At 66.3% G+C, this 21,129-nt stretch carries 18 protein-coding genes and 1 riboswitch; of the genes, 5 read left to right on the top strand and 13 right to left on the bottom strand.

All coding sequences use genetic code 11. From position 1 onward, the window contains the following. The first annotated feature begins 2 nt into the window (after nucleotides 1-2). Nucleotides 3-236, top strand: coding sequence for an RNA-binding S4 domain-containing protein (locus tag AC5RWU_RS15430; protein WP_494028826.1), 234 nt, complete (start codon nucleotides 3-5; stop codon nucleotides 234-236). A 93-nt stretch (nucleotides 237-329) separates the two neighbouring features. Here AC5RWU_RS15430 and AC5RWU_RS15425 read toward each other — a convergent pair whose 3' ends face one another. The 3 genes from AC5RWU_RS15425 to AC5RWU_RS15415 all read right to left on the bottom strand — a co-directional run bounded on the left by AC5RWU_RS15425 (nucleotide 330) and on the right by AC5RWU_RS15415 (nucleotide 3,638). Further along, complete coding sequence (locus AC5RWU_RS15425; protein ID WP_494028827.1) at nucleotides 330-986, bottom strand: alpha/beta hydrolase; 657 nt, start codon at nucleotides 984-986, stop codon at nucleotides 330-332. Between the two features lie 88 nt (nucleotides 987-1,074). Beyond that, entirely contained in the window at nucleotides 1,075-2,175 is a 1,101-nt protein-coding gene (metX, locus tag AC5RWU_RS15420; protein WP_494028905.1) for a homoserine O-acetyltransferase MetX, read from the bottom strand. A gap of 146 nt (nucleotides 2,176-2,321) precedes the next feature. Then, the gene (locus tag AC5RWU_RS15415; protein WP_494028828.1) at nucleotides 2,322-3,638 is read right to left on the bottom strand and encodes a bifunctional o-acetylhomoserine/o-acetylserine sulfhydrylase; all 1,317 of its coding nucleotides are present in this window, start codon (nucleotides 3,636-3,638) and stop codon (nucleotides 2,322-2,324) included. A gap of 58 nt (nucleotides 3,639-3,696) precedes the next feature. Beyond that, nucleotides 3,697-3,812: riboswitch (SAM riboswitch) on the bottom strand. 177 nt (nucleotides 3,813-3,989) lie between these two features. Between AC5RWU_RS15415 and AC5RWU_RS15410 the strand changes: the two genes are divergently transcribed. After that, nucleotides 3,990-4,628: a VOC family protein gene (locus AC5RWU_RS15410; RefSeq protein ID WP_494028829.1), complete on the top strand. Its 639-nt coding sequence runs from the start codon at nucleotides 3,990-3,992 to the stop codon at nucleotides 4,626-4,628. Here the strand turns inward: AC5RWU_RS15410 and AC5RWU_RS15405 are convergent. From AC5RWU_RS15405 to AC5RWU_RS15395, 3 genes are read right to left on the bottom strand one after another with little or no spacing between them, the layout of a single operon-like run. Further along, a complete protein-coding gene (locus AC5RWU_RS15405) occupies nucleotides 4,625-5,434 on the bottom strand; it encodes a CPBP family intramembrane glutamic endopeptidase (protein ID WP_494028830.1) in 810 nt (269 codons plus the stop codon). The two genes, AC5RWU_RS15410 and AC5RWU_RS15405, sit on opposite strands and share 4 nt — an antisense overlap. Before the next feature lie 38 nt (nucleotides 5,435-5,472). Beyond that, on the bottom strand, nucleotides 5,473-6,762 hold the full coding sequence (locus AC5RWU_RS15400; protein WP_494028831.1) for a formimidoylglutamate deiminase: 1,290 nt from the start codon (nucleotides 6,760-6,762) through the stop codon (nucleotides 5,473-5,475). Then, nucleotides 6,759-7,958 carry an allantoate amidohydrolase gene (locus tag AC5RWU_RS15395; protein ID WP_494028832.1) on the bottom strand — a complete coding sequence of 400 codons (1,200 nt, stop codon included), beginning with the start codon at nucleotides 7,956-7,958 and terminating at the stop codon, nucleotides 6,759-6,761. Before AC5RWU_RS15395 ends, AC5RWU_RS15400 begins: the two co-directional genes overlap by 4 nt. 54 nt (nucleotides 7,959-8,012) lie before the next feature. On the opposite strand from AC5RWU_RS15395, the gene AC5RWU_RS15390 reads away from it, so the two are divergent. The 3 genes from AC5RWU_RS15390 to AC5RWU_RS15380 are packed head-to-tail and all read left to right on the top strand — an operon-like array spanning nucleotide 8,013 to nucleotide 11,749. After that, nucleotides 8,013-8,504 (top strand): transporter substrate-binding domain-containing protein, encoded by a 492-nt coding sequence (locus AC5RWU_RS15390; protein ID WP_494028833.1) that lies wholly within the window; start codon nucleotides 8,013-8,015, stop codon nucleotides 8,502-8,504. Continuing rightward, entirely contained in the window at nucleotides 8,501-9,499 is a 999-nt protein-coding gene (locus AC5RWU_RS15385) for a cation diffusion facilitator family transporter (RefSeq protein ID WP_494028834.1), read from the top strand. The genes AC5RWU_RS15390 and AC5RWU_RS15385 overlap by 4 nt, the downstream gene beginning before the upstream one ends. Before the next feature lie 42 nt (nucleotides 9,500-9,541). Beyond that, nucleotides 9,542-11,749, top strand: a complete 2,208-nt coding sequence (locus AC5RWU_RS15380; RefSeq protein WP_494028835.1) for a S9 family peptidase — start codon at nucleotides 9,542-9,544, stop codon at nucleotides 11,747-11,749. Here the strand turns inward: AC5RWU_RS15380 and AC5RWU_RS15375 are convergent. From AC5RWU_RS15375 to AC5RWU_RS15345, 7 genes are all read right to left on the bottom strand, one after another. Then, a complete protein-coding gene (locus tag AC5RWU_RS15375) occupies nucleotides 11,736-12,947 on the bottom strand; it encodes a glycine C-acetyltransferase (RefSeq protein WP_494028836.1) in 1,212 nt (403 codons plus the stop codon). The two genes, AC5RWU_RS15380 and AC5RWU_RS15375, sit on opposite strands and share 14 nt — an antisense overlap. A gap of 23 nt (nucleotides 12,948-12,970) precedes the next feature. Further along, on the bottom strand, nucleotides 12,971-14,014 hold the full coding sequence (gene tdh, locus AC5RWU_RS15370; protein WP_494028837.1) for an L-threonine 3-dehydrogenase: 1,044 nt from the start codon (nucleotides 14,012-14,014) through the stop codon (nucleotides 12,971-12,973). A gap of 107 nt (nucleotides 14,015-14,121) precedes the next feature. Continuing rightward, complete coding sequence (locus AC5RWU_RS15365) at nucleotides 14,122-14,304, bottom strand: YegP family protein (RefSeq protein WP_494028838.1); 183 nt, start codon at nucleotides 14,302-14,304, stop codon at nucleotides 14,122-14,124. Between the two features lie 225 nt (nucleotides 14,305-14,529). After that, complete coding sequence (gene gatB / locus AC5RWU_RS15360; protein WP_494028839.1) at nucleotides 14,530-16,047, bottom strand: Asp-tRNA(Asn)/Glu-tRNA(Gln) amidotransferase subunit GatB; 1,518 nt, start codon at nucleotides 16,045-16,047, stop codon at nucleotides 14,530-14,532. Then, nucleotides 16,047-17,597, bottom strand: a complete 1,551-nt coding sequence (gene gatA, locus AC5RWU_RS15355; RefSeq protein ID WP_494028840.1) for an Asp-tRNA(Asn)/Glu-tRNA(Gln) amidotransferase subunit GatA — start codon at nucleotides 17,595-17,597, stop codon at nucleotides 16,047-16,049. The genes gatB and gatA overlap by 1 nt, the downstream gene beginning before the upstream one ends. 9 nt (nucleotides 17,598-17,606) lie before the next feature. Then, nucleotides 17,607-17,903 carry an Asp-tRNA(Asn)/Glu-tRNA(Gln) amidotransferase subunit GatC gene (gene gatC / locus AC5RWU_RS15350; protein WP_494028841.1) on the bottom strand — a complete coding sequence of 99 codons (297 nt, stop codon included), beginning with the start codon at nucleotides 17,901-17,903 and terminating at the stop codon, nucleotides 17,607-17,609. Nucleotides 17,904-17,941: 38 nt separating this feature from the next. Beyond that, entirely contained in the window at nucleotides 17,942-21,103 is a 3,162-nt protein-coding gene (locus AC5RWU_RS15345; RefSeq protein ID WP_494028842.1) for an efflux RND transporter permease subunit, read from the bottom strand. Nucleotides 21,104-21,129: the final 26 nt, after the last annotated feature.

The raw sequence follows: 21,129 nt of genomic DNA, 5'->3' as shown, positions 1-21,129 counted from the left end.
TTATGAATGAATCTGGCATTGAGGACATCCCCATCCGCGACGAGGTGATCCGCTTGGGTCAGCTTCTCAAGCTGGCCAATCTGGCGGAAGACGGCATTGAAGCCAAAGAATACATCGAAAGTGGGAATGTGCAAGTAAACGGCGAGGTGGAGGCCCGCCGGGGGCGCAAACTGCACCTCGGGGACACTGTTACGGTCGCCGGAACGACAGTACGCATCGTACCGGCGCACGACTGACGCTCCGCCCGACTGACAGCGTGGAACTGACACTCCGCGGCCTCCGGCGCTGGCACGAACAAGGTGCCGGCCGCCGAAGGCTGCGGGATAGGGCTACTTTGCCGGAGCCAGTACGGTCAGGGTCAGGAATTCCTTCACATGCGCCAGTTCCTGGGCGCTGATCCCGTGCCACATGCCTGCGTAGAGGACCTTGGTCAGCTTGGTATGGCTGGTCAGCCAGCTATGCGTGTACTCGACCTTGTCCGGCGTAATGACCGTGTCCTCCTGGTCGCGGCCCCAGAAGACGGGGATCTTGTTTTCCTTCACTGCGGCGTCATTGAACCAGCTGTCCCCCTGGGCGTCCATGGCAAAGCCGGAAAGGCCGACAACGGCGGCAAAGTCGCCGGGCCGGTGGCGCAGCAGGCTGGTGGCCACGGCCATGCCCATGGAAAAGCCGAGCAGTGTGACGCTGCTGTGGATGCCGCGGACGCCGTCGAGCCAGTGCCAGACGTCGCCGACCGTCTTCTTGACCTTCTCCAGCGAGAACTCCGGATCATGGACCAGGGGGAACCAGGTGAAGCCGGGCCCCATGGGCTGCGGGGCACGGACGGACACGACGGTGAATTCCTCGGGCAGCTGCGAAGCGATGCCCATGAGGTCCTGCTCGTTGGCGCCGTAGCCGTGGAACATGACCAGCAGCGGAGTGCCGGCACGTTCGGACTCGGGCTTGGACCAGATGGTGGTGGGTTGCCAGGATGCGGTTTCAGTCATGCCGTCCATTGTTCCACAACCCTAGTTGAAGCTTCAACAATTACCACCCTGGCGGCGACGGTCCTGGCCAAAAACGATCCTGACCTGCTCAGGCGCGGGGGAACATGGCCCGCTCGAGCTCGTCGCCCAGCTGGTGGATCTCGGTCAGGAAGCCGTCATGGCCGATCGGCGCCTCGATGATGTGCACGGGGACATCGCCGGGCAGGGCGGCAGCCAGTTCCTCCGACTGGGATGGGAAGTAGAGCCGGTCCGAGGCCACGGCGGCGATGAAGAATTCCGCGGTCGCTCCGGCCACCGCCTCCTGCAGCGAACCACGGCCGCGGGTCACGTCATGGCTCATCAGCGCCTCGGTGAGCACGATGTAGCTGTTCGCATCGAAGCGGTGCGCCAGCTTCCTGGCCTGGTGGTCCAGATAGCTTTCAACCCCGTAGCGGCCACGCTCGGCCGAGCGTTGGGCGCCGAGCGGTGCCTCGTCGCCCTGGGCATTGCGTCCGAAGCGCATGCCCAGCTCCTCTTCCGTGCGGTAGGTGATGTGGGCGATGCGGCGGGCCAGGCCCAGCCCCTCCACCGGCGGCTCGCCGCCGTAGTAGTCGCCGCCGGCGAAGTGCCGGTCCTGCCGGATGGCCAGGACCTGAGCCTGTGCGAACGCGATCTGCTCCGCGGTGCTGGCCGCGCCGCAGGCGATGACGCCGCAGTGCTCCACCCGGTCCGGGAAGGTCACACCCCATTCAAGCGCACGGGCGCCGCCCATCGACCCTCCGATCACCGCGCGCCAGCGCGGGATGCCCAGCTGGTCGGCCAGCAGGGCCTCCGCCCGCACGGAATCGCGGATGGTCACGAACGGGAAGCGTGACCCCCAGGGCCGGCCCTCCGGATCCGCGGAAGCGGGACCGGTGGAGCCGTAGCAGCCGCCGAGCATGTTGACCGAGACCACGAAGTAGCGATCCGTATCCACCGTCTTTCCGGGGCCGACAAGCACGTCCCACCAGCCGGCCTCCTCCGCCTCGCCCTGAGCCACGTGCGAGCTGCCGGTCAGCGCATGCTCGATAAGCACTGCGTTGGAAGCATCCTCGTTGAGGGTGCCCCAGGTTTCATAGGCCAGCTCCACCTCCGGCAGGTAGCCGCCGGTCTCCAGCTGGAATTCGCCAATGGAGGCGGTCAGGAGCGTCCCGTCCGGGACGCGCCGCAGGCCGGCGGGGTCAATGGTGCGTTCCGGCTCAGCCGCCGGCTGCGCCTCCTGCGGATACGGCAAAACCCGGGACGGAGCTTCCGTCCCAGGTCCGCCGCGGAACACGGTATTCGCTACGGTTGTACGTTCCTGTGGTTGCACTGCTGTCACGCTTGTTTTGCCGCCCTAAATCCTGCATCCAAATCAGCAAGGATATCGTCGATGTGTTCGATTCCGACCGCCAGCCGCACCAGCCCGGGAGTGACTCCCGCGGCAAGCTGTTCGGCTTCGGTCAGCTGGCTGTGGGTCGTGGACGCCGGATGGATGACCAGCGACCGCACATCTCCAACATTAGCCACATGCGAATGCAGCTCCAGCGCATCCACGAACCGCTTGCCGGCCTCCACGCCGCCGGCGATGTTGAAGGACACGATCGCGCCGGTGCCCTTCGGACCGTACTTGAGCCCCCGCTCGTACCACGGGCTGGAAGGCAGGCCGGCATACGCAACCGACTCGACGGCGTCGTGTTTCTGCAGCCACTCGGCAACCTGCTTGGCGTTGGACACATGCCGTTCGACCCGCAGGCTCAGTGTTTCCAGGCCCTGGGCAATCAGGAAGGCATTGAACGGCGAGACCGCCGATCCCAGGTCGCGCAGCAGCTGGACGCGCGCCTTCAGGATGTAGGACAGGTTGGCGCCCAGCGGGCTGCCCTCCCCCAGGTCGCGGGCATAGACCAGGCCGTTGTAGCTCTCATCCGGGGTGTTGAAACCGGGGAACCTCTCCGGATCGGCACCGTAGTTGAACCGGCCCGAATCGACGATGACGCCGGCAATGGAGGTGCCGTGGCCGCCCAGGTACTTGGTCGCCGAATGGACCACGACGTCGGCACCCCACTCGATCGGCCGGATCAGGTACGGCGTGGCCAGGGTATTGTCCACGATCAGCGGCACGCCTGCCTCGTGGGCAATTGCGCTGATGCCTTCAAGGTCCAGCACGTCCTGCCGCGGGTTGGAGACCACCTCGCCGAAGAAGGCCTTGGTATTCGGGCGGACCGCAGCCCGCCATTCGTCCAGGTTGTCCGGATCGGAAACGAACGTCGTCTCGACGCCGAGCTTCTTCAGGGTGTGCTTGAACAGGTTCTGGGTTCCGCCGTAGAGGCTGGGGCTGGCCACGATATGGTCGCCCGCTTCGGCGACGTTCAGGATCGCGAAGGACGCTGCGGCCTGCCCGGAGGACAGCAGCAGGGCACCTACGCCGCCTTCGAGGTCCGCGATCCGCGTTTCCACCGCTTCAGTCGTGGGATTGCCGATGCGGGTGTAGATCGGCGCCAGTTCGGCCAGGGCGAAGCGGTTGGCCGCACTCTCCGCACTCGGAAAGACAAAGGACGTGGTCTGGTAGATCGGCAAGGCCCGCGCCCCCGTGGCGGAGTCCGGCTCCTGGCCAATGTGGATCTGGCGCGTTTCGAATGACCATTTATTGGACATAGCGTCCCTTTCCGTTTTGGGCCGCATGTATCCAGCTGGCTGTGCCAGGTGGGTGTGAGGCCCGCGCTTGCGGCGTATCTTGTGATACCCGCCTGGTCTTCACCCGGGGCACCCCACCGCGGTTGGAGGGTTGCCGGCCAGCAAGCCGGGGCTTATTTGCTGGCACTCATGACCTGGATCCAGTGTCCTGAGGGAGCCCGACGGTCCGCAACAATGTGACGCGATGTGAACCTGCAGCAGCGCACGCTACATTTCGGACGCGCGTAACAAAAGATTCCTCCAGGCGACGGGAACGATTCACTTAGGCTCGCCTTAGTCGAGAGCCAGATCACAAAGTGCAAATATGTCCGTATGCGCCTGGACCATGTTTCTTATGCCTGTGAACCTGACGGTCTGGCGGCCACCGCCGACCGCATCGCCGACCAGCTCGGCATCAAGCCCGTCAAGGGCGGAATCCATCCCCGTTTCGGTACCCGGAACATGATTTTCTCGCTCACCAACGGGCAGTACCTCGACGTCCTCGAGGTACTGGACCATCCCGTGTCCGACAAGGCTCCCTTCGGCCAGGCCGTGCGTGCGCGCTCCGAAGCGGGCGGCGGCTGGATGGGCTGGTGCGTCGCCGTTGACGACCTGGCCCCGTTCGAAAAGCGCCTGGGCCGCAACGCCGTCCCCGGCAACCGCAAGTTCCCGGACGGCCGCGAGCTGCTCTGGCAGCAGATCGGCATCAAGGGCCTGATCGCGGACCCGCAGGTTCCGTTCATGGTCAAGTGGGAAAGCGATCCTTCCCTGCACCCGTCCAACGCCTTCCCGGCCACGGTGCGGTTGGCATCGATGACGATCGCCGGCTCGGCCGAACGGGTGACCGAATGGCTGGGCACCCCGGTGGAGCATCCGCTGGACGACGTGAAGGTGGACTGGATCGCGCCGAACGGCACGCCCGGCATTGTTTCCGTCACGTTTGACACGGCCAACGGCTTGGTGACGATTTAGCTGCCGATGCCGATCGCCGGACCGAAGAGGGCATAGCCAACGAAGCCGGCGATATCGAGGAGCGCGTGGGCCACGACCAGTGGTATCACGCGCTTCGTCTTTAAGTAGGCATAGCCGAAAATGAGGCCCATCAGGACATTGCCGATGAACGGGCCGAACCCCTGGTAGAGGTGGTAGCTGCCACGGATCAGCGCGCTGACGACGACGGTCGTCGGCACCGCCCAGCCGAACCTGCCGAAGCGGTCGAAGAGGTAGGCCACCACGATGACCTCCTCCAGCACGGCGTGGCGCAGCGCCGACAGGATCAGCACCGGCAGGGTCCACCAGTAGGTGTCCAGTGCGGTGGGCACGATCGCCGTCGTCAACCCGAGTGCGCGGCCGGCGGCATAGACGCCCAGCGTGCCCGCTCCGATCACCGCCGCCAGCCCGAAACCCAGCCCGAAGTCCACCGCCGGCCGCGCAAAGGTAAAGCCGATCCGCCGGAACGCGGACCGGCCCGGCTCCGTCATGAGGAACAGCACCAGGGCCACCGGCACCAACGTAAAGACGATGTCCAGCAGCTGGTAGGTCAGGTCGAAGTACTGGCGGTCGTTCAGGCCGGGGTTGAGCGTGGTGGTCTGTCCGGACAGCGGACCCTGGGTGAGCTTGTCCAGCAGGTTGACCACTGCGTAGACGGCCGACTGTCCCAGCGAAAGCCCCAGGACAATGAGGACCTCCGCCCGCAGCCCGGCCAGGCTGCGGGGCCGCTCCAGCTGCCGGGCCCCGATGGACGATCCCGTGGATGATGACGGCTGATCACTGTGCATGCGTACTATCTTGCCTGCTGCTTGACTGCAGCGATCGCTTACCTGCACTGGCCAGGCGGCCGCAGTGCTCCGATCGCATCCCGCAACAGGTCCGCCGGGTCGCCCAGGGTCTCATGAATGCCGTTGCGGGCCACGATCCTGCCGCCGATGGAGACCGCGGCAACGTCGGCGGCGGTCGCCACCAGCGGCAGCTGCTCCGGGGCCGCGCCGGCGGTGCGGACTGTGTCCGTGCGGATTTCCATCCAGTCGTCCGGACACGGGCTTCCGGCAAGGGGGTCCAGCCCAGACTGGTCCAGCCCAGACTGGTCCAGCCCAGACTGGTCCAGTCCAGGCTGGTCCAGGCCAGGCTGGTCCAGGCCGAGGCTGCGCCTGCCGCCGGCCGTGGCTGCCTCCAGCAGCTGCTGCGGCGTGAAACGGCCGCGGATGCCGCTGCGCAGGCGCTCCCCGTGCTCCAGCGCCCGCATTTCCAGCCAGGGATCAACGACGGCGTGCTGGTCCGTTCCCAGCGCCAGGGCGGCTCCGGCGGCGGCAAGCTCGACGCCGGGGCCTATCCCGTCGGCGAGGTCGGCCTCCGTGGTGGGACACAGAACAACAGAGCAGCCGGCGGCGCCCAGCAGCTCAATTTCCCGCGGGTCCAGATGGGTCGCATGGATTGCGGACAGCCGGGCGGTGAGCAGCCCGCTGCGGTGCAGCAGTTCCGTAGGACCCAGGCCATAGACTGCCCGGCACTGCGCATTTTCCACCGGCTGTTCGGACAGGTGGATGTGCAGTGGGATGTCCGGGTCCAGCTCCGCGGCAATGACTGCCAGGTCCGCGGGGACGACGGCCCGGACGGAGTGGACCGCAGCGCCCACGCGCACCCATTCCGAATCGAACTGTTGCGCGACGGCGGACCGCAGGTCCGCCAGCCTGCGCAGCCAGGCGCGCACACCGCCGTCGGAAAACCGGCGCTGCGTTGCATTCAGCGGCTGTCCGATCCCGCCCTCCAGATAGCAGGCATCCAGCAGCACCAGCCGGATTCCGGCCTTCCGGGCCGCACGTGCCAAGGACAATTCCATGCCGTGGCCGGGATACGGGCTGCCGTCGGGCCGGTGGTGGAGATAGTGGAATTCCCCGACTGCGCTGAAACCGGACACCACCATCTCGGCGAAAACAGCGGTCGCCAGACGCTCATAGCTCTCCGGCTCCAGCGACCGGGCGGCCGCGTACATCCGCTCCCGCCAGGCCCAGAAACTGCCGGTTTGGTCCTGGGTCCGGCCGCGCAGGAGCCGGTGGAACGCGTGCGAATGCGCGTTGACGGCAGCGGGCAGCCGAACCGCCGCCGTCACACCAGATCCTCGATGACGTCGGCCAACGCCACGGCGCCGGCATCGGCGTCTGCGGGCTCCACGAACTCTTCGGGCGAATGCGAGATCCCCGTCGGGTTGCGGACGAACAGCATCCCGGCAGGCACGACGGCGGACAGGATTCCGGCATCGTGCCCCGCACCGGTGGCCAGGACCGGCGCGCCGGGCAGCGACTGCACCAGCTGCCGCTGCAGGTGGCGGTCGAACTGCACCGCCGGGCTGAACGATTCCTCCGTCAGCGTCACTGTGCATCCTTCGAAGGCCGCGATCTTCTGTGCCTGGCCGTGGATTTTTTCGACGACGGCGGCCATCACCTCATCCACGGGATGGCGCACGTCCAGCCAGAGATCGACCCGCGATGGGATGGCATTCGTCCCGCCCGGCACAGGCTGCAGGCGCCCGACCGTCGCACGGGCATCCCGCTGCGCCCGCGCCGCTTTCTGGACGGCCAGCACCATATGGGCGGCGGCAACCATGGGATCCGTCCGGTCCGCCATCAGTGTCGTGCCGGCATGGTTGCCCTGTCCGGCCACGGACAGTTTCCAGCGTCCATGGGCGAGGATCGAGGAGCCGACGGCCACGGGATGTCCCAGGTCGGCAAGGCCCCGGCCCTGTTCCAGATGGAGCTCGACGAAGTCTCCGATCCGGCGCAGGTTGTCCGGATCCGGGCCAAGGCGGCCGGGGTCGATCCCGTTGGCGGCGCAGACGTCCGCGAAGGTGTTTCCGTCGGCGTCCTTCAGCCTGCGGGCCTTGTCCGGATCAATGGCGCCGGTCAGCAGGCGCGTTCCCAGGCAGGCGACGCCGAAACGGGAACCCTCCTCCTCGGGAAAGACGGCGATGGCCAGCGGCCGCCGCGGCTCAACTCCACGGCCGCGGAGCACGTCCACCGCGGCCAGCGCGCCGGCAATGCCAAGCGGGCCGTCGTAGGCGCCGCCGCCGGGCACCGAATCCAGATGGCTGCCGGTCACCAGCGCGCCCTCCTGCGGTTCACCCCACCAGGCCCACAAGATCCCGTTCCGGTCCGATTCCACCGCCAGCCCGCGCCGTTGGGCCTGCTCGGTGAACCAGCTGCGCAGCTGCAGTTCCGCAGCGGAAAACACCGGCCGTGAGTAGCCGCCGCGAACCGGATCACGGCCAATGCCGGCGATCGAGTCAAGGAGCGTCGATACGGTTTCCATCCAATCCAGTAAACGCGGCTTTCACCGATTGGCAAGCATGGTTATGGTCAGGGCATGAGGGTCTACACCGGAAGACTGTTAGCAGGAATTGCCGCATTTGCCGTCCTGATGGTCCTGGCGGGCTGTGGAATCAGCATCCCTGCTGATCCCGAGGGCACGCTGGAACGCGTCCGCGGCGGGATCATGCGGGTGGGCGTCTCCCCCAACGAACCATGGACCGAGCTCAATGACAATGCACCGCCCAGCGGGATCGAAGTGGACCTGGTCGAGGACTTCGCAGAATCCATTGGCGCCCGGATTGAGTGGTCCGGCGGCGGGGAGGAATCCCTCATGGAGGAGCTGCGCCGCGGCGAGCTGGACCTGGTGATCGGTGGGCTGACGTCAAAGTCCCCATGGACGGACAAGGCGGCCATCACCAAACCGTACGCCGAAGCCGAAAACGAAGCCGGAAAGCAGGAGAAGTTGGTGATGGCGGCCCGGATGGGTGAGAACGCCTTCCTCCTGGCACTCGAACGGTTCCTGCTGGAACAGGAGGTACAGCCATGACGCGCAGGTTCGGTCGCACTGAGTTGACGGACCAGCAGGCCAAGGTCCTCAAGCGCGCCATCCGCATCGAGTGGATCAGCATCGGGACGCTGGCAGTCACCGCCACACTGGTGTTCCTGGTATTGGGCAATTCCCAAGCCATGCGTGCGGCGTGGATCGAGGACATGCTCTCAATCGCTCCCCCGATCGCCTTCCTCCTGGCGGTCAAGATCGTCAGCAAGGCGCCCACGACTGCCCACCCGTACGGCTACCACCGTTCGATTGGCGTCGCCCACCTGGTCGCCGGTGTCGCCTTGCTGGTCATGGGTGCCGTCCTGGTGGTTGAATCCGCGCTCACGCTGCTGCGGGGTGAACATCCGCCCATTGGCTCGGTCCAACTGTTCGGGCAGACCTTCTGGCTAGGCTGGCTCATGATGCTTGTCATGGCCATCACCTCCGTGCCGCCGGTGATCCTGGGCCGGATCAAGTTGAAGCTTGCGAAGGAAATCCACGACAAGGTGCTGTACGCGGACGCGGACATGAACAAGGCGGACTGGATGACCGCCATCGGAGCCATCGTCGGCGTCGCCGGCATCGGAATCGGGCTCTGGTGGACCGATGCTGCCGCCGCCCTTTTTATCGCCGGCAGCATCCTGCGCGACGGCGTGAAGAACATGGGCGGGGCCATCAGGGACCTGATGGATGCCCGGGCCACCACCTTCGACGATTCTGAACCACACCCGCTGATCGCCGAACTCGACGAGTACCTGCGTGGGCTCCCGTGGGTGCACGACGCCGGATCGCGGGTCCGCGACGAGGGCCACGTTTTCCACATCGAATCCTTCGTCGTACCCCGCGACGGCGCGATGCCGTCGCTGCAGGTCCTGGCGCAGGCCCGGTCCAAGTGCATCGACCTGGACTGGAAGATCCAGGACTTGGTCCTGGTCCCGGTCCTCGAGCTGCCCCGGGAAGTCGGCGGAACCGGAGCCCAGCACCAGGCCGAACGGAACGACTGAGGGACCTGCAACGTCCACCGCCGCACGGATGACAGCCGTAGGATGGAGCCCATGAGCTCTACCGACCCTGCCTCAGCCCAGCCTCCTGTTGCCCGCAAGGTACCGCAGACCCGCACCCACCACGGGGACGAGTTCGTGGACCACTACGAGTGGCTGCGGGACAAGGACAACCCGGAGGTCATCGAGCACCTCAAGGCGGAAAACTTCTACACGGAAGCCCTGACGCAGCACCAGGAACAGCTGCGCACGGACATCTTCAATGAGATCAAGAACCGCACCCAGGAAACGGACCTGTCGGTCCCGGGGCGCAAGGGCGCCTGGTGGTATTACAGCCGCACCGTAGAGGGCAGCCAGTACCCCATCTACTGCCGCACCGCGGCGCAGGACACCGGTGACATCGCCGCGGACTGGACCCCGCCCGCCGTCGACCCTTCAACCCCGGTTCCGGGCGAAATCGTGCTGCTTGACTGCAACGCGGAGGCCGAAGGCAAACCGTTCTTCGCGCTGGGCGGTTTCTCCGTCTCGGAGGACGGCGATTTCCTGACGTACTCGGTGGACAACACCGGCGACGAACGGTTCACCCAGTACGTGAAGGACCTGCGCACCGCCGAGCTGCTGTCCGACACGATCCCGGATGTGTTCTACGGCGGCGCCTTCTCCCCCGACGGCCGGTCCATCTTCTACACCGTGGTGGATGAGAGCTGGCGGCCCTACCAGGTCCGCCGCCACACGCTCGGAACCCAGATCGCCGAGGACACAGTGGTATTCACCGAAGACGACCCGGGCATGTGGGTGGGCTTCGACGTCTCCAGCAACCGGAACTACCTGGTGATCGGCAGCGGCTGCTCCGAGTACAGCGAGCTGCGGCTGCTGGACCTGCGGCGGCCGGACGCGGAACTGCAGACCATCATCAGTCGGGACGAGCGCATCCTGTATGAAGCCGAGCCGGTGACGCTGGCCGGCGTCGACAAGCTGGTCCTGGTGCACAACCGGGACGCCGTCAATTCCATGGTCAGCCTGATGGACGTGTCCGACGCCGGCAAGCCGCTGGCGGAGCAGCACTGGACCACGGTGATTCCGCACAACGCCGAGGTGCGCATCAACGGCGCCGGCATCACCAGCACCCATCTGGTCGTCTCGCTGCGCAAGGACACCACCGAGCGCGTCCAGATCATCCCGCTGGCGGCGCTGGAGGCGGCAGAAGGCGACGCAGCGCGCGCAGCCGGGGCGGCCGCCGTCGAACCCGCCTTCGACGAACAGCTCTATACCTGCCACGTCAGCGCCGCCGAGTTCGAGGCGCCGGTGCTGCGCCTGTCCTACACCTCCTTCGTCACTCCGCCGCGGGTCTACGATTACTTCCCGGCGGCCGCCGGGGAACCGGCGGAGCGGGCGGCACTGCACCTGCGGAAGGAGACTCCTGTGCTGGGCGGGTACGACGCCGGCCGGTACGTTGCGGAGCGCGACTGGGCTGTCGCTGCGGACGGGACCAGGATCCCGCTCTCGATCATCCGGCGCGCGGACCTGAAGCGGGACGGCACCAATCCGGTGCTCCAGTATGCCTACGGCTCCTACGAGGTCAGCATGGATCCGGGGTTCTCGATCGCCCGCCTGTCCGTGCTGGACCGCGGGATCATCTTCGTCATCGCGCACATCCGCGGCGGCGGCGAGATGGGCCGGCACTGGTACGAGAACGGCAAGAAACTGTACAAGAAGAACACCTTCACGGACTTCGTGGACGCCACGGTCCATATCGCTGCCTCCGGCTGGGCGGATCCGACGCGCATTGCCGCGATGGGCGGCAGTGCCGGCGGCCTGCTGATGGGTGCGGTGGCGAACCTGGCGCCGGAAAAGTACCGTGCCATCGTGGCGCAGGTGCCGTTCGTCGATGCGCTGACCACCATCCTCGATCCGGACCTGCCGCTGTCTGCGCTCGAATGGGAGGAGTGGGGCAATCCGATCACGGATCCGGAGGTCTACCACTACATGAAGTCCTATTCCCCGTACGAGAATGTCCGCCCGGTCGCCTATCCGGCGATTGCCGCGGTGACCAGCCTGAACGACACCCGCGTGCTGTATGTGGAGCCGGCCAAGTGGGTGGCCAGGCTGCGCGAGGTGTCCACCGGTTCGAAGCCGATCGTGCTGAAGACGGAAATGGACGGCGGGCACGGCGGACCCAGCGGCCGCTACGAAAAGTGGAAGGACGTTGCCTGGGACTACGCGTTCGTCGTGGACGCGCTCACGGCGCGCTGAGTCGGTCCCCGGCCAATTCCTCGCGGGCGGCTGCGAAGGCCCGGACGCAGGTTTCGATGTCCTCCGGGCTGTGCGCGGCGGAGAGCTGGACCCGGATGCGTGCCTTGCCCCGGGGCACCACCGGGTAGCTGAACGCCGTCACGTACACGCCGTGCTCCAGCATCCGCTGGGCCATTTTTCCGGCCAGCACCGCGTCGCCGAACATGACCGGAACAATCGGGTGCTCGCCCGGCAGCAAGTCGAAGCCCTCCTCGGCCATGCGCTCGCGGAAGTGCGCGGCATTGGCCCGCAGGGTATCCCTGAGGCTGCCGCTGCCTTGGACCAGTTCCAAGGCTTGCAGGGTCGCGGCCACGATCGCCGGGGCCACGCTGTTGGAGAACAGGTACGGCCGCGCCCGCTGCCGCAGCAGTGCCACGATCTCCGCCCGGCCGGCGACGTAGCCGCCGGAGGCCCCGCCCAGCGCCTTGCCGAAGGTACCGGTGTAGATGTCCACCCGGTCCGACACGCCGGCGTGCTCCGGAGTCCCGGCGCCGGTGGGGCCCATGAATCCGACGGCATGCGAATCGTCCACCATGACCAGGGCATGATGCTGCTCGGCGAGGCCGCAGATCTCCCGCAGCGGCGCCAAGTAGCCGTCCATGGAGAAGACACCGTCGGTCACGACGATCCGGCGGCGGGCACCGGACGCCGCCTGCAGCTGGGCGGCCAGGTCCGCCATGTCCCGGTTCCGGTACCGGTAGCGGGCGGCCTTGCTCAGCCGGATGCCGTCGATGATCGAGGCGTGGTTCAGTTCGTCGGAGATGATCGCATCCTCCTCGCCGAACAGCGGCTCGAAGACCCCGCCGTTGGCGTCGAAACAGGAGGAAAATAGGATGGTGTCCTCGGTGCCGAGGAACTCCGACACCCGAGCCTCCAGTTCCAGGTGCTTGTCCTGGGTTCCGCAGATGAACCGTACCGAGGACATGCCGAAGCCGCGCTCATCCAGCGCCTGCTTGGCGGCGGCGATCATCCGAGAATCATCCGCCAGGCCCAGATAGTTGTTCGCGCAGAAGTTCAGCACCTCGCGGGCTTCCGCGCCCAGGCTGCCGGCCCTGATGTGGCTGGACTGCGGGGAATCGATGTGCCGTTCGGCCTTGAACAGGCCGGCGCCGCGGATCCCGTCGAGTTCATGCCGCAGCTCGTCCCTGATGGTGAACATGCCGTTCCTCCTGACTCCCGCGATCAGATCTGTGTCCAGTCCAGCACAACCTTGCCGCCGCTGCCTTCGCTGGCCACGGCGAAGCCGCGCTGCCAGTCGGCAGCGGGAAGGCTGTCCGTGATGACGCTGGACACCGCATCATGCAGCCAGCGGCTGGACTGCAGCATGGCGCTCATAGCGTTCCACGTCTCGAACATCTCCCGTCCGTAGACCCCCTTGAGCGTGAGCATGTGGGTGACCACCGTGGACCAGTCGATGTCGATCGGCGTCGTCGGCAGGCCCAGCAGGGCAATTCGGCCGCCGTGGTTCATATTGCGGATCATCTCCGGCAGGGCGGTCGGCCGGCCGGACATCTCCATGCCGACATCGAAGCCCTCTCGCAGTCCCAGCTGCCGCTGGGACTCGCGGATGCTGTGCTCGGAGACATTCAGGGCCATGTCCACGCCCATATGCCGGGCCAGTTCCAGCCGCGGTTCGCTCACATCCGTCACCACGATGAACCGTGCACCGGCAAAACGCGCGACGGCGGCCGCCATCAGTCCGATTGGCCCGGCACCGGTGATAAGCACATCCTCGCCCACGACCGGAAACATCAGGGCGGTGTGGACAGCGTTGCCGAAGGGGTCAAAAATTGCACCCAGCTCAGGGGTGACGCTTTCATGGTGCACCCAGGCATTGCTTTCCGGGATGACAATGTATTCGGCGAAGGCTCCGTCCCGCTGAACGCCGACGCTCACCGTACGGATGCACATCTGGCGCCGGCCCGCGCGGCAGTTGCGGCAGATCCCGCAGACAATATGGCCTTCCCCGGACACCCGGTCCCCCACCCGCACATCATGGACCCCGGAACCGACCGCCACGACCTCGCCGTAGAACTCGTGGCCGGGGACCAGCGGCGCTGTGACGGCGTGCTGCGCCCAGGCATCCCAGTCCCGGATATGCAGGTCGGTGCCGCAGATTCCGGTGGCCAGGACCCTGATCTTGACCTCGGCGTCACGGGGCTCCGGTTCGGGACGGTCCACCAGGTCGAAGCCCGCATGCGGCCCGGACTTGAACAGCGCCTTCATACCCGCCACCTTACGGAGTCGAGCGGCTCCCGGAAAAGGTCCGCCGGCCGCACCTCATCCAATGAGGCGCGGCCGGCGGAAAAACCCTGGCTCCGTTGCGGAGCGGGTCAGGCAGACAGGTCGACGACCAGACCCGAAGCGGCGTGCTCGCGGACGGCAAAGATGGCCTTGACCGCGGCAGCCTTGTGGTCGTAGGCACCGGACACTGCGATCTCGGCGCCGTCATCGGCTGTCAGCCGAAACTTGTACTCGGCGTTGTGGTCCTGGAAAATTTCGAACTGGCCGGCCATATTTGTCCCCCTGGGTCATCTTCGATGATTTTCTGTCTGCGGCAGTCATCCGTAATACCGGAGTCGACGTTTGATAAAAAGCTCAAACCGCGGTCACGAGTCTAGATGTGGCGTGCATCATATGCAACGAACTTATCGAAACATTACGCAGGGCTCGAAACATTACTCAAAGCGAACAAAGAACGGGGCCCCGCACCAAAAGTGCGGGGCCCCGTTGGGTTTCACTTAGCCCTGGACGCCGAGGCGCTCCAGGATCAGCTCGCGCACGCGGCCGGCGTCGGCCTGGCCGCGGGTTGCCTTCATGACGCCGCCCACGATCGCACCGACCGCTTGGACCTTGCCGCCGCGGATCTTGTCCGCGACATCCGGCTGCGCGGCCAGCGCCGCGTCGACCGCCTCAAGGAGGGCGCCGTCGTCGGACACCACGGCCATGCCGTGCTTCTCCACGACCTCAGCCGGCGAACCCTCGCCGGCCAGGACGTACTCGAGCACCTTGCGGGCCAGCTTGTCATTAATCTTCCCGGACTCGATCAGCGAGTTGAGCTCGATGATCATCGCCGGCGTGGCACCCAGATCCACGGGATCGACGTCGGACTGCTTGGCCAGGCGGGAAATCTCACCCATCCACCACTTCCGGGCGACGGCGGGCGTGGCACCGGCGGCGATGGTCTCCTCGATCGCGTCCATCACCCCGGCGTTGACCACGTCGCGGAACTCGGCGTCGGAGTAGCCCCAGGCTTCCTTCAGGCGCTTGCGGCGCTCCGCGGGCGGCTCGGGCAGCTGGGCGCGCAGTTCCTCGATCCACTCCGGGGTGGTGACCACGGGTACCAGGTCCGGCTCCGGGAAGTACCGGTAGTCGTCCGCATCGGACTTGGGCCGGCCCGCGGTGGTGGTGCGGGTGTCCTCGTGCCAGTGCCGGGTTTCCTGCGTTACGGCCTGGCCGGAGTCCAGCACCGCGGCGTGGCGCTGGATCTCGTACCGTACGGCATGTTCGACGGCGCGCAGCGAGTTCACGTTCTTGGTTTCGGACCGGATGCCGAACTTTTCCTGGCCGTGCGGGCGCAGGGAGACGTTGGCATCGCAGCGGACATTGCCGCGTTCCATGCGTGCATCGGAGACGCCCAGGTTCTTCACGATCTCGCGGATGGCGGCAACATAGGCCTTGGCCAATTCGGGAGCGCGCGCACCGGCGCCCTCGATCGGCTTGGTCACGATCTCCACCAGCGGGATGCCGGCGCGGTTGTAGTCCACCAGGGAGAAGTCCGCGCCCTGGATGCGGCCGGTGGCCCCGCCCATGTGGGTCAGCTTGCCGGCGTCCTCTTCCATGTGGGCGCGCTCGATCTCCACGCGGAACACCGTGCCGTCCTCCAGCTCGATGTCGATCCAGCCGTCGTGGGCGATCGGCTCGTCGTACTGCGAGGTCTGGAAGTTCTTGGGCGTATCCGGGTAGAAGTAGTTCTTCCGGGCGAAGCGGCAGTACTCGGCGATCTGGCAGTTCAGGGCCAGGCCGATCTTGATGGACGATTCCACCGCGGTCTTGTTGACCACCGGCAGCACGCCCGGCAGGCCCAGGTCCACCGGGGTGACGTTGGTGTTCGGCTCGTCGCCGAAGACATTCGGCGCGGCGGAGAACATCTTCGTCTTGGTGTTCAGCTCGACATGGACCTCGAAGCCAAGTACCGGATCGTACTTCTCCATGGCCTCTTCGAAGGACAGGATCTCGTCCTGAGTCTGGACAGACATTACTTCGCTCCTTCGTGTGCATTCAGGCCGGCGCCTGCGAGGGCGGGCGCCTGGGCGAGCAGCGGCCCGCCCCACTTTTCTTCCAGCAGCCGTTCCAGGACGGCGCCGGCACGGTACAGCCGTGCATCCTCCCGGGCCGGGGCCAGCAGCTGGATGCCGACCGGCAGCCCGTCCTCCTCGGCCAGGCCGCCGGGCAGGGACAGGCCCGGCACGCCGGCCATGTTCGCGGGGATGGTGGCGACGTCGTTCAGGTACATCGCCAGCGGATCGTCCAGCTTTTCACCGAGCCGGAATGCCGTCACCGGCGAGGTCGGCGAAATCAGCACATCAGTCCGGGCGAAGGCAGCATCGAAGTCACGCTGGATCAGCGTGCGCACCTTCTGGGCCGAGCCGTAGTAGGCGTCGTAGTAGCCGGCGGACAGCGCGTAGGTGCCCAGGATAATGCGGCGCTTGACCTCGTCGCCGAAACCGGCGGCGCGGGTGGCACCCATGACGCGTTCAATGGTGACTGGACCGTCAGCCGGCATGACCCGGTGACCGTACCGGACGCCGTCGAACTTGGCCAGGTTGGACGAGGCCTCCGACGGCATGATCAGGTAGTACGCACCCAGCGCGTACTTGAAGTTGGGGCAGGAGACCTCCACGATCTCAGCGCCCGCATCCCGCAGCAGGTCCAGTGATTCATGGAAGCGGGCCAGGACACCGGCCTGGTAGCCTTCGCCCTGCAGTTCCTTGATGACGCCGATGCGCATGCCCTTGACGCTGCCCGATTTCGCGGCCTCCACCAGCCCGCCGACCGGGTCGGGCAGCGAGGTGGAATCGGCCGGATCGTGGCCGCCGATCACCTCGTGCAGCAGCGCGGAATCCAGCACGGTGCGGGATACCGGGCCGATCTGGTCCAGCGAGGACGCCATCGCGATGGCGCCGTAGCGGGAGACGCCGCCGTAGGTCGGCTTGACCCCCACCGAACCGGTGACGGCGGCGGGCTGGCGGATGGAACCGCCGGTATCCGTGCCCAGCGCCAGCGGCGCTTCAAAAGCGGCGACGGCGGCCGCGGAGCCGCCGCCCGAACCGCCGGGAATGCGGTCCAGGTCCCAGGGGTTGCGGGTGGGGCCGTAGGCGGAATGCTCGGTGGAGGAGCCCATTGCGAACTCGTCCAGGTTGGTCTTGCCCAGCATGGGCATCTTCGCCGCGCGGATCTTCTTGATCACGGTCGCGTCGTAGGGGCTCATCCAGCCCTCGAGCATCTTCGAGCCCGCGGTGGTCGGCTGGCCGATGGTAACGATCAGGTCCTTGATCGCGATCGGCACGCCCGCCAGCGGGTGCAGTTCCCCGGCTTCCGTTCCGCCGGCGGCGCGGGCCTTGTCCACCTCCGCGGCGACGGCGAGCGCCTCCCCGGTGTTCACGTGCAGGAAGGCATTGATCTGCCCGTCCACTTCCGCGATCCGGTCCAGGTGCGCGCGGGTGACCTCGACGGCGGACACTTCCTTGGCGGCCAGTTTCTCGGCCAGCTGGGCGGCGGTATTGGTAATCAGTTCAGAATGGGACATGTCCGGCGTTTACTCCTCATCCAGGATTGCAGGGACCTTGAAGCGGGAGTCCGCCGAGTCGGGGGCGTTGGACAGCGACTGTTCGGCCGTCAGCGTCTCCCCCACCACGTCCTCGCGGAACACATTGGTCAACGGGATCGGATGCGAGGTGGCGGGCACATCGTCTCCGGCCACTTCGCTGACGGATTTGATCGAATCGACGATGACATCCAGTTCGCCGGCCAGTTTGTCCAGCTCTTCCGCACTCATCTCAATGTGAGCCAGCCGCGCCAGGTGCGCGACTTGCTCACGACTGATGACAGTCATGAATCTCCCCTGCAAATGGATAAGGTTTCCCTGCCATTCTAATGCGGTGGCAGCACCGCGGCCTGCCCGCCGCGGCGCCACCGCGCCAGAGGATCCTGGGACCGGTCCTTCGGCTTGGCGAAACGCAGGTACAGGGACGGCACCACGAACAGGTTCAGCAGCGTGGAGGTGGCCAGGCCGCCGAGGATGACCACCGCCATCGGATGTTCGATCTCATGCCCCGGAATGTTGCCCATGATGACCAGCGGCACCAGTGCCAGACCGGTGGCCAGGGTGGTCATGAGGATCGGCGAGAGCCGCTCCCCTGCCCCGCGCAGCACCAGCGCCGGACCGAACGTTTCGCTCTCATACTTCTCCAGGTGCTGGCAGTGGTTGATCAGCAGGATGCCGTTGCGCGCGGCAATGCCCATGACGGTCAGGAACCCAACGATGGACCCCAGCGACAGCACACCGCCGGTGAAGTACGCGGCAAGCACGCCGCCGACCAGGGCTACCGGCAGCGTCAGGAGAATCAGCGTCGCCAGCCGCCAACTGCCGAATGAGGCCTGCAGCAGCAGGAAGATCACCACGACCGCGGCGCCGGCGGCGATCAGCAGCCGCTGCGCTGCTTCCTGGCGCTCCGCGTACTCGCCCAGGATTTCCGCGCGGTATCCAGTGGGGAAGTCGATCGCCTCGAGCCCCTCCTCCAGTTCCGCTACGACCGCGCCCAGGTCCCCGTCCTCGTCGGTATTGGCGCTGACATCGATGCGGCGCGAATTGTCGTTCCGGTCGATTTCGTTCGGCGTCGGCTGGACCGCAATGGAGGCGACATCCGCCATCCGGATCCGCTGGCCAGAGGGCGTGTCGAGCGGCATGTTTTCGACACTCGTCACATTGGAACGGGTTTCCTTCGGGCTCCAGACAATCACGTCGTAGACCTTGCCCTCGCGCCACAGATCGCCCACTTCGATACCGGCCATCATCGCGGCGGCGGCCCGGCGCACATCGCCGGGTTTCAGCCCGTACTGCTGGGCTGCCGTCAGGTCCACTTCCACATTGATCTGGGGGACGTCCACCGACAGGGAGATATGCTCCTCGGCAGCGTCTTCGATTCCGGCAAAGACTTCCTCCACGTCGTCAGCCAGGTCGCGCAGGACCTCCAGGTCGGGCCCGTAGAGCCGGACGACGATGGCGTCGCCTGTACCGGTGAGCACCTCCCGGATCCGTTCCTTCAGGTACGTCTGCACATCGCGGTGGATGCCGGGATAGCCGTCGACCACCGCCTGGATGGCGGCCAGGGTCTGGTCGTAATCAACCGCCGGATCCACGCTGACCCAGTTCTCACCGAAATTGACACCGACGACTTCGTCCGAGGCCACCGCCTGGCCGATGTGCGAGCCGCAGTTCAGCACTCCGGGCACCGCCAGCAGCTCCCGGCAGGCACGTTTGCTGATCCGGACCTCCTCCACCACCGACGTGCCCGGCTGGGTGACCCAGTGCATCAGGAAGTCCCGTTCCTTGAAGGACGGCAGCAGCGCCTGGCCGAGCACGGGCAGCACCAGGACGCCGGCCAGCGTCACGACGGCGAAGGTCAGGTAGCCCGGTGCCGGCCGGCGGATGATCCGGGACAGTGCCGTGTGGTAGCTCCGCTTGAGGAAGCGGACCAGCGGGGGTTCCTTCGGGTCCAGCGGCGCCTTGCGCAGCAGGATGAGCGCCAGCGCGGGGGTAACCGTCAGAGCCACGAGCATCGATGCGAACACCGCCAGCGTGTAGGAGGTGGCCAGCGGCCGGAAAAACGCGCCGGTGAGTCCTTCGAGGAAGAAGATGGGAACTGCCGCGGCCACAATGATCAGTGTGGCGTAGACGATGGGACCGCGGACTTCCACCGAGGCTTCCAGCACCACGGAGGCGGTGGACCGGGTACTGCCCTGGGCGCGGTTCTGACGCAGCCTGCGGACGATGTTCTCGATATCGATGATCGCGTCATCAACCACCACCCCGACTGCGATCACCAGCCCCGCGAGGATCATGGTGTTCACGGTGCTGCCGGACATGATGATGACCACGCCGGCGGCGATCAAGGACAGCGGGATGGCGATCATGCTGATCAGGGCCGTCCGCCACTGGAACAGGAAGGCACCCAGCACCATGATCACCAGTACGACGCCCAGCAGCAGGGCCAGGCTGAGGTTGTCGATGGACTGTTCAATGAAGGTGGCCGGACGGAAGATCGCAGTGTCAACTTCGACGCCGTCCAGCGCCGTTGCGATCTGCTGCATGGCTTCCTCCACGCCGTGCGTCACTTCCAGCGTGTTGCCCCAGGGAAGCTTCTCCACGATCAGCATCAGGCCTTCGCCGTCGTTGATCACGGCATCGCCGATCAGCGGCACGTGGTCGATCACGACATCGCCGATGTCGCCGAGCCTCAGCGGCGCGCCGTCCCGCTCCCCGATGGTGACCTGGGCCAGGTCCTCCGGCGTGGCAATGGGCAGGACATGCTGGATGCCCATCCGCTGGTTCGGGGTCTCGATGAAGCCGCCGGTGCCAACCATTGTTCCCGGCGAATAGGCCAACAGGCCGACGTCGAGCGCGTCGTTGGTGACTGCCAGGACCTCGTCGAGGGAGACATTGCGGGCCTGCATCCGTTCGGGATCGACCTGGAGCTGCAGCGTCTCCTTCCGCTGTCCCCACACGGCAACATTGGCCACGCCCGGCACGGCCAGAATGTGCGCCCGGATTTTGTAGTAGGCAAGCATCGACAGGTCGATCAGCGAGTGTTCGTCCGAGGACAGGCCGATCTTCATGACCCGGCTGGTCGAGGACAGCGGCTGCAGCATCAGCGGCGGCGCGGCCCAGCTCGGCAGCGTGGGGGTGACAGCGGCAACCCGTTCCGAGACCAGCTGGCGGGCCGTCAGCAGATCCGTGCCGGGTTCAAAGATCAGCTGGATCGACGACAGCTGGGAGACGGACTTTGAACGCATCTCATCCAGACCCTCGACGCCGTTCAGCGCCTCCTCCAGCGGAACGGTCACCAGCTGCTCCACCTCCGATGCCGTCAGGCCCACGCACTGGGTCTGGATTTCGACGCGCGGCGGCGCGAACTCCGGAAAGACGTCGACCGAGGCGCTGCTGACCTGGACGGTTCCCAGGACCATGAGGCCGCAGGCCAGGGCGACGACCATCGCCCGGAATTTCAGGCTGAAGCCGATTATCCTGCGCATCGCGATTGCCCCGGTTCCTGCATTGG

Source organism: Arthrobacter sp. B0427-1-12, assembly GCF_059092905.1.
The sequence above is the reverse complement of the archived record's forward strand: the minus strand, read 5'-3'. Positions and strand labels throughout refer to the sequence as shown.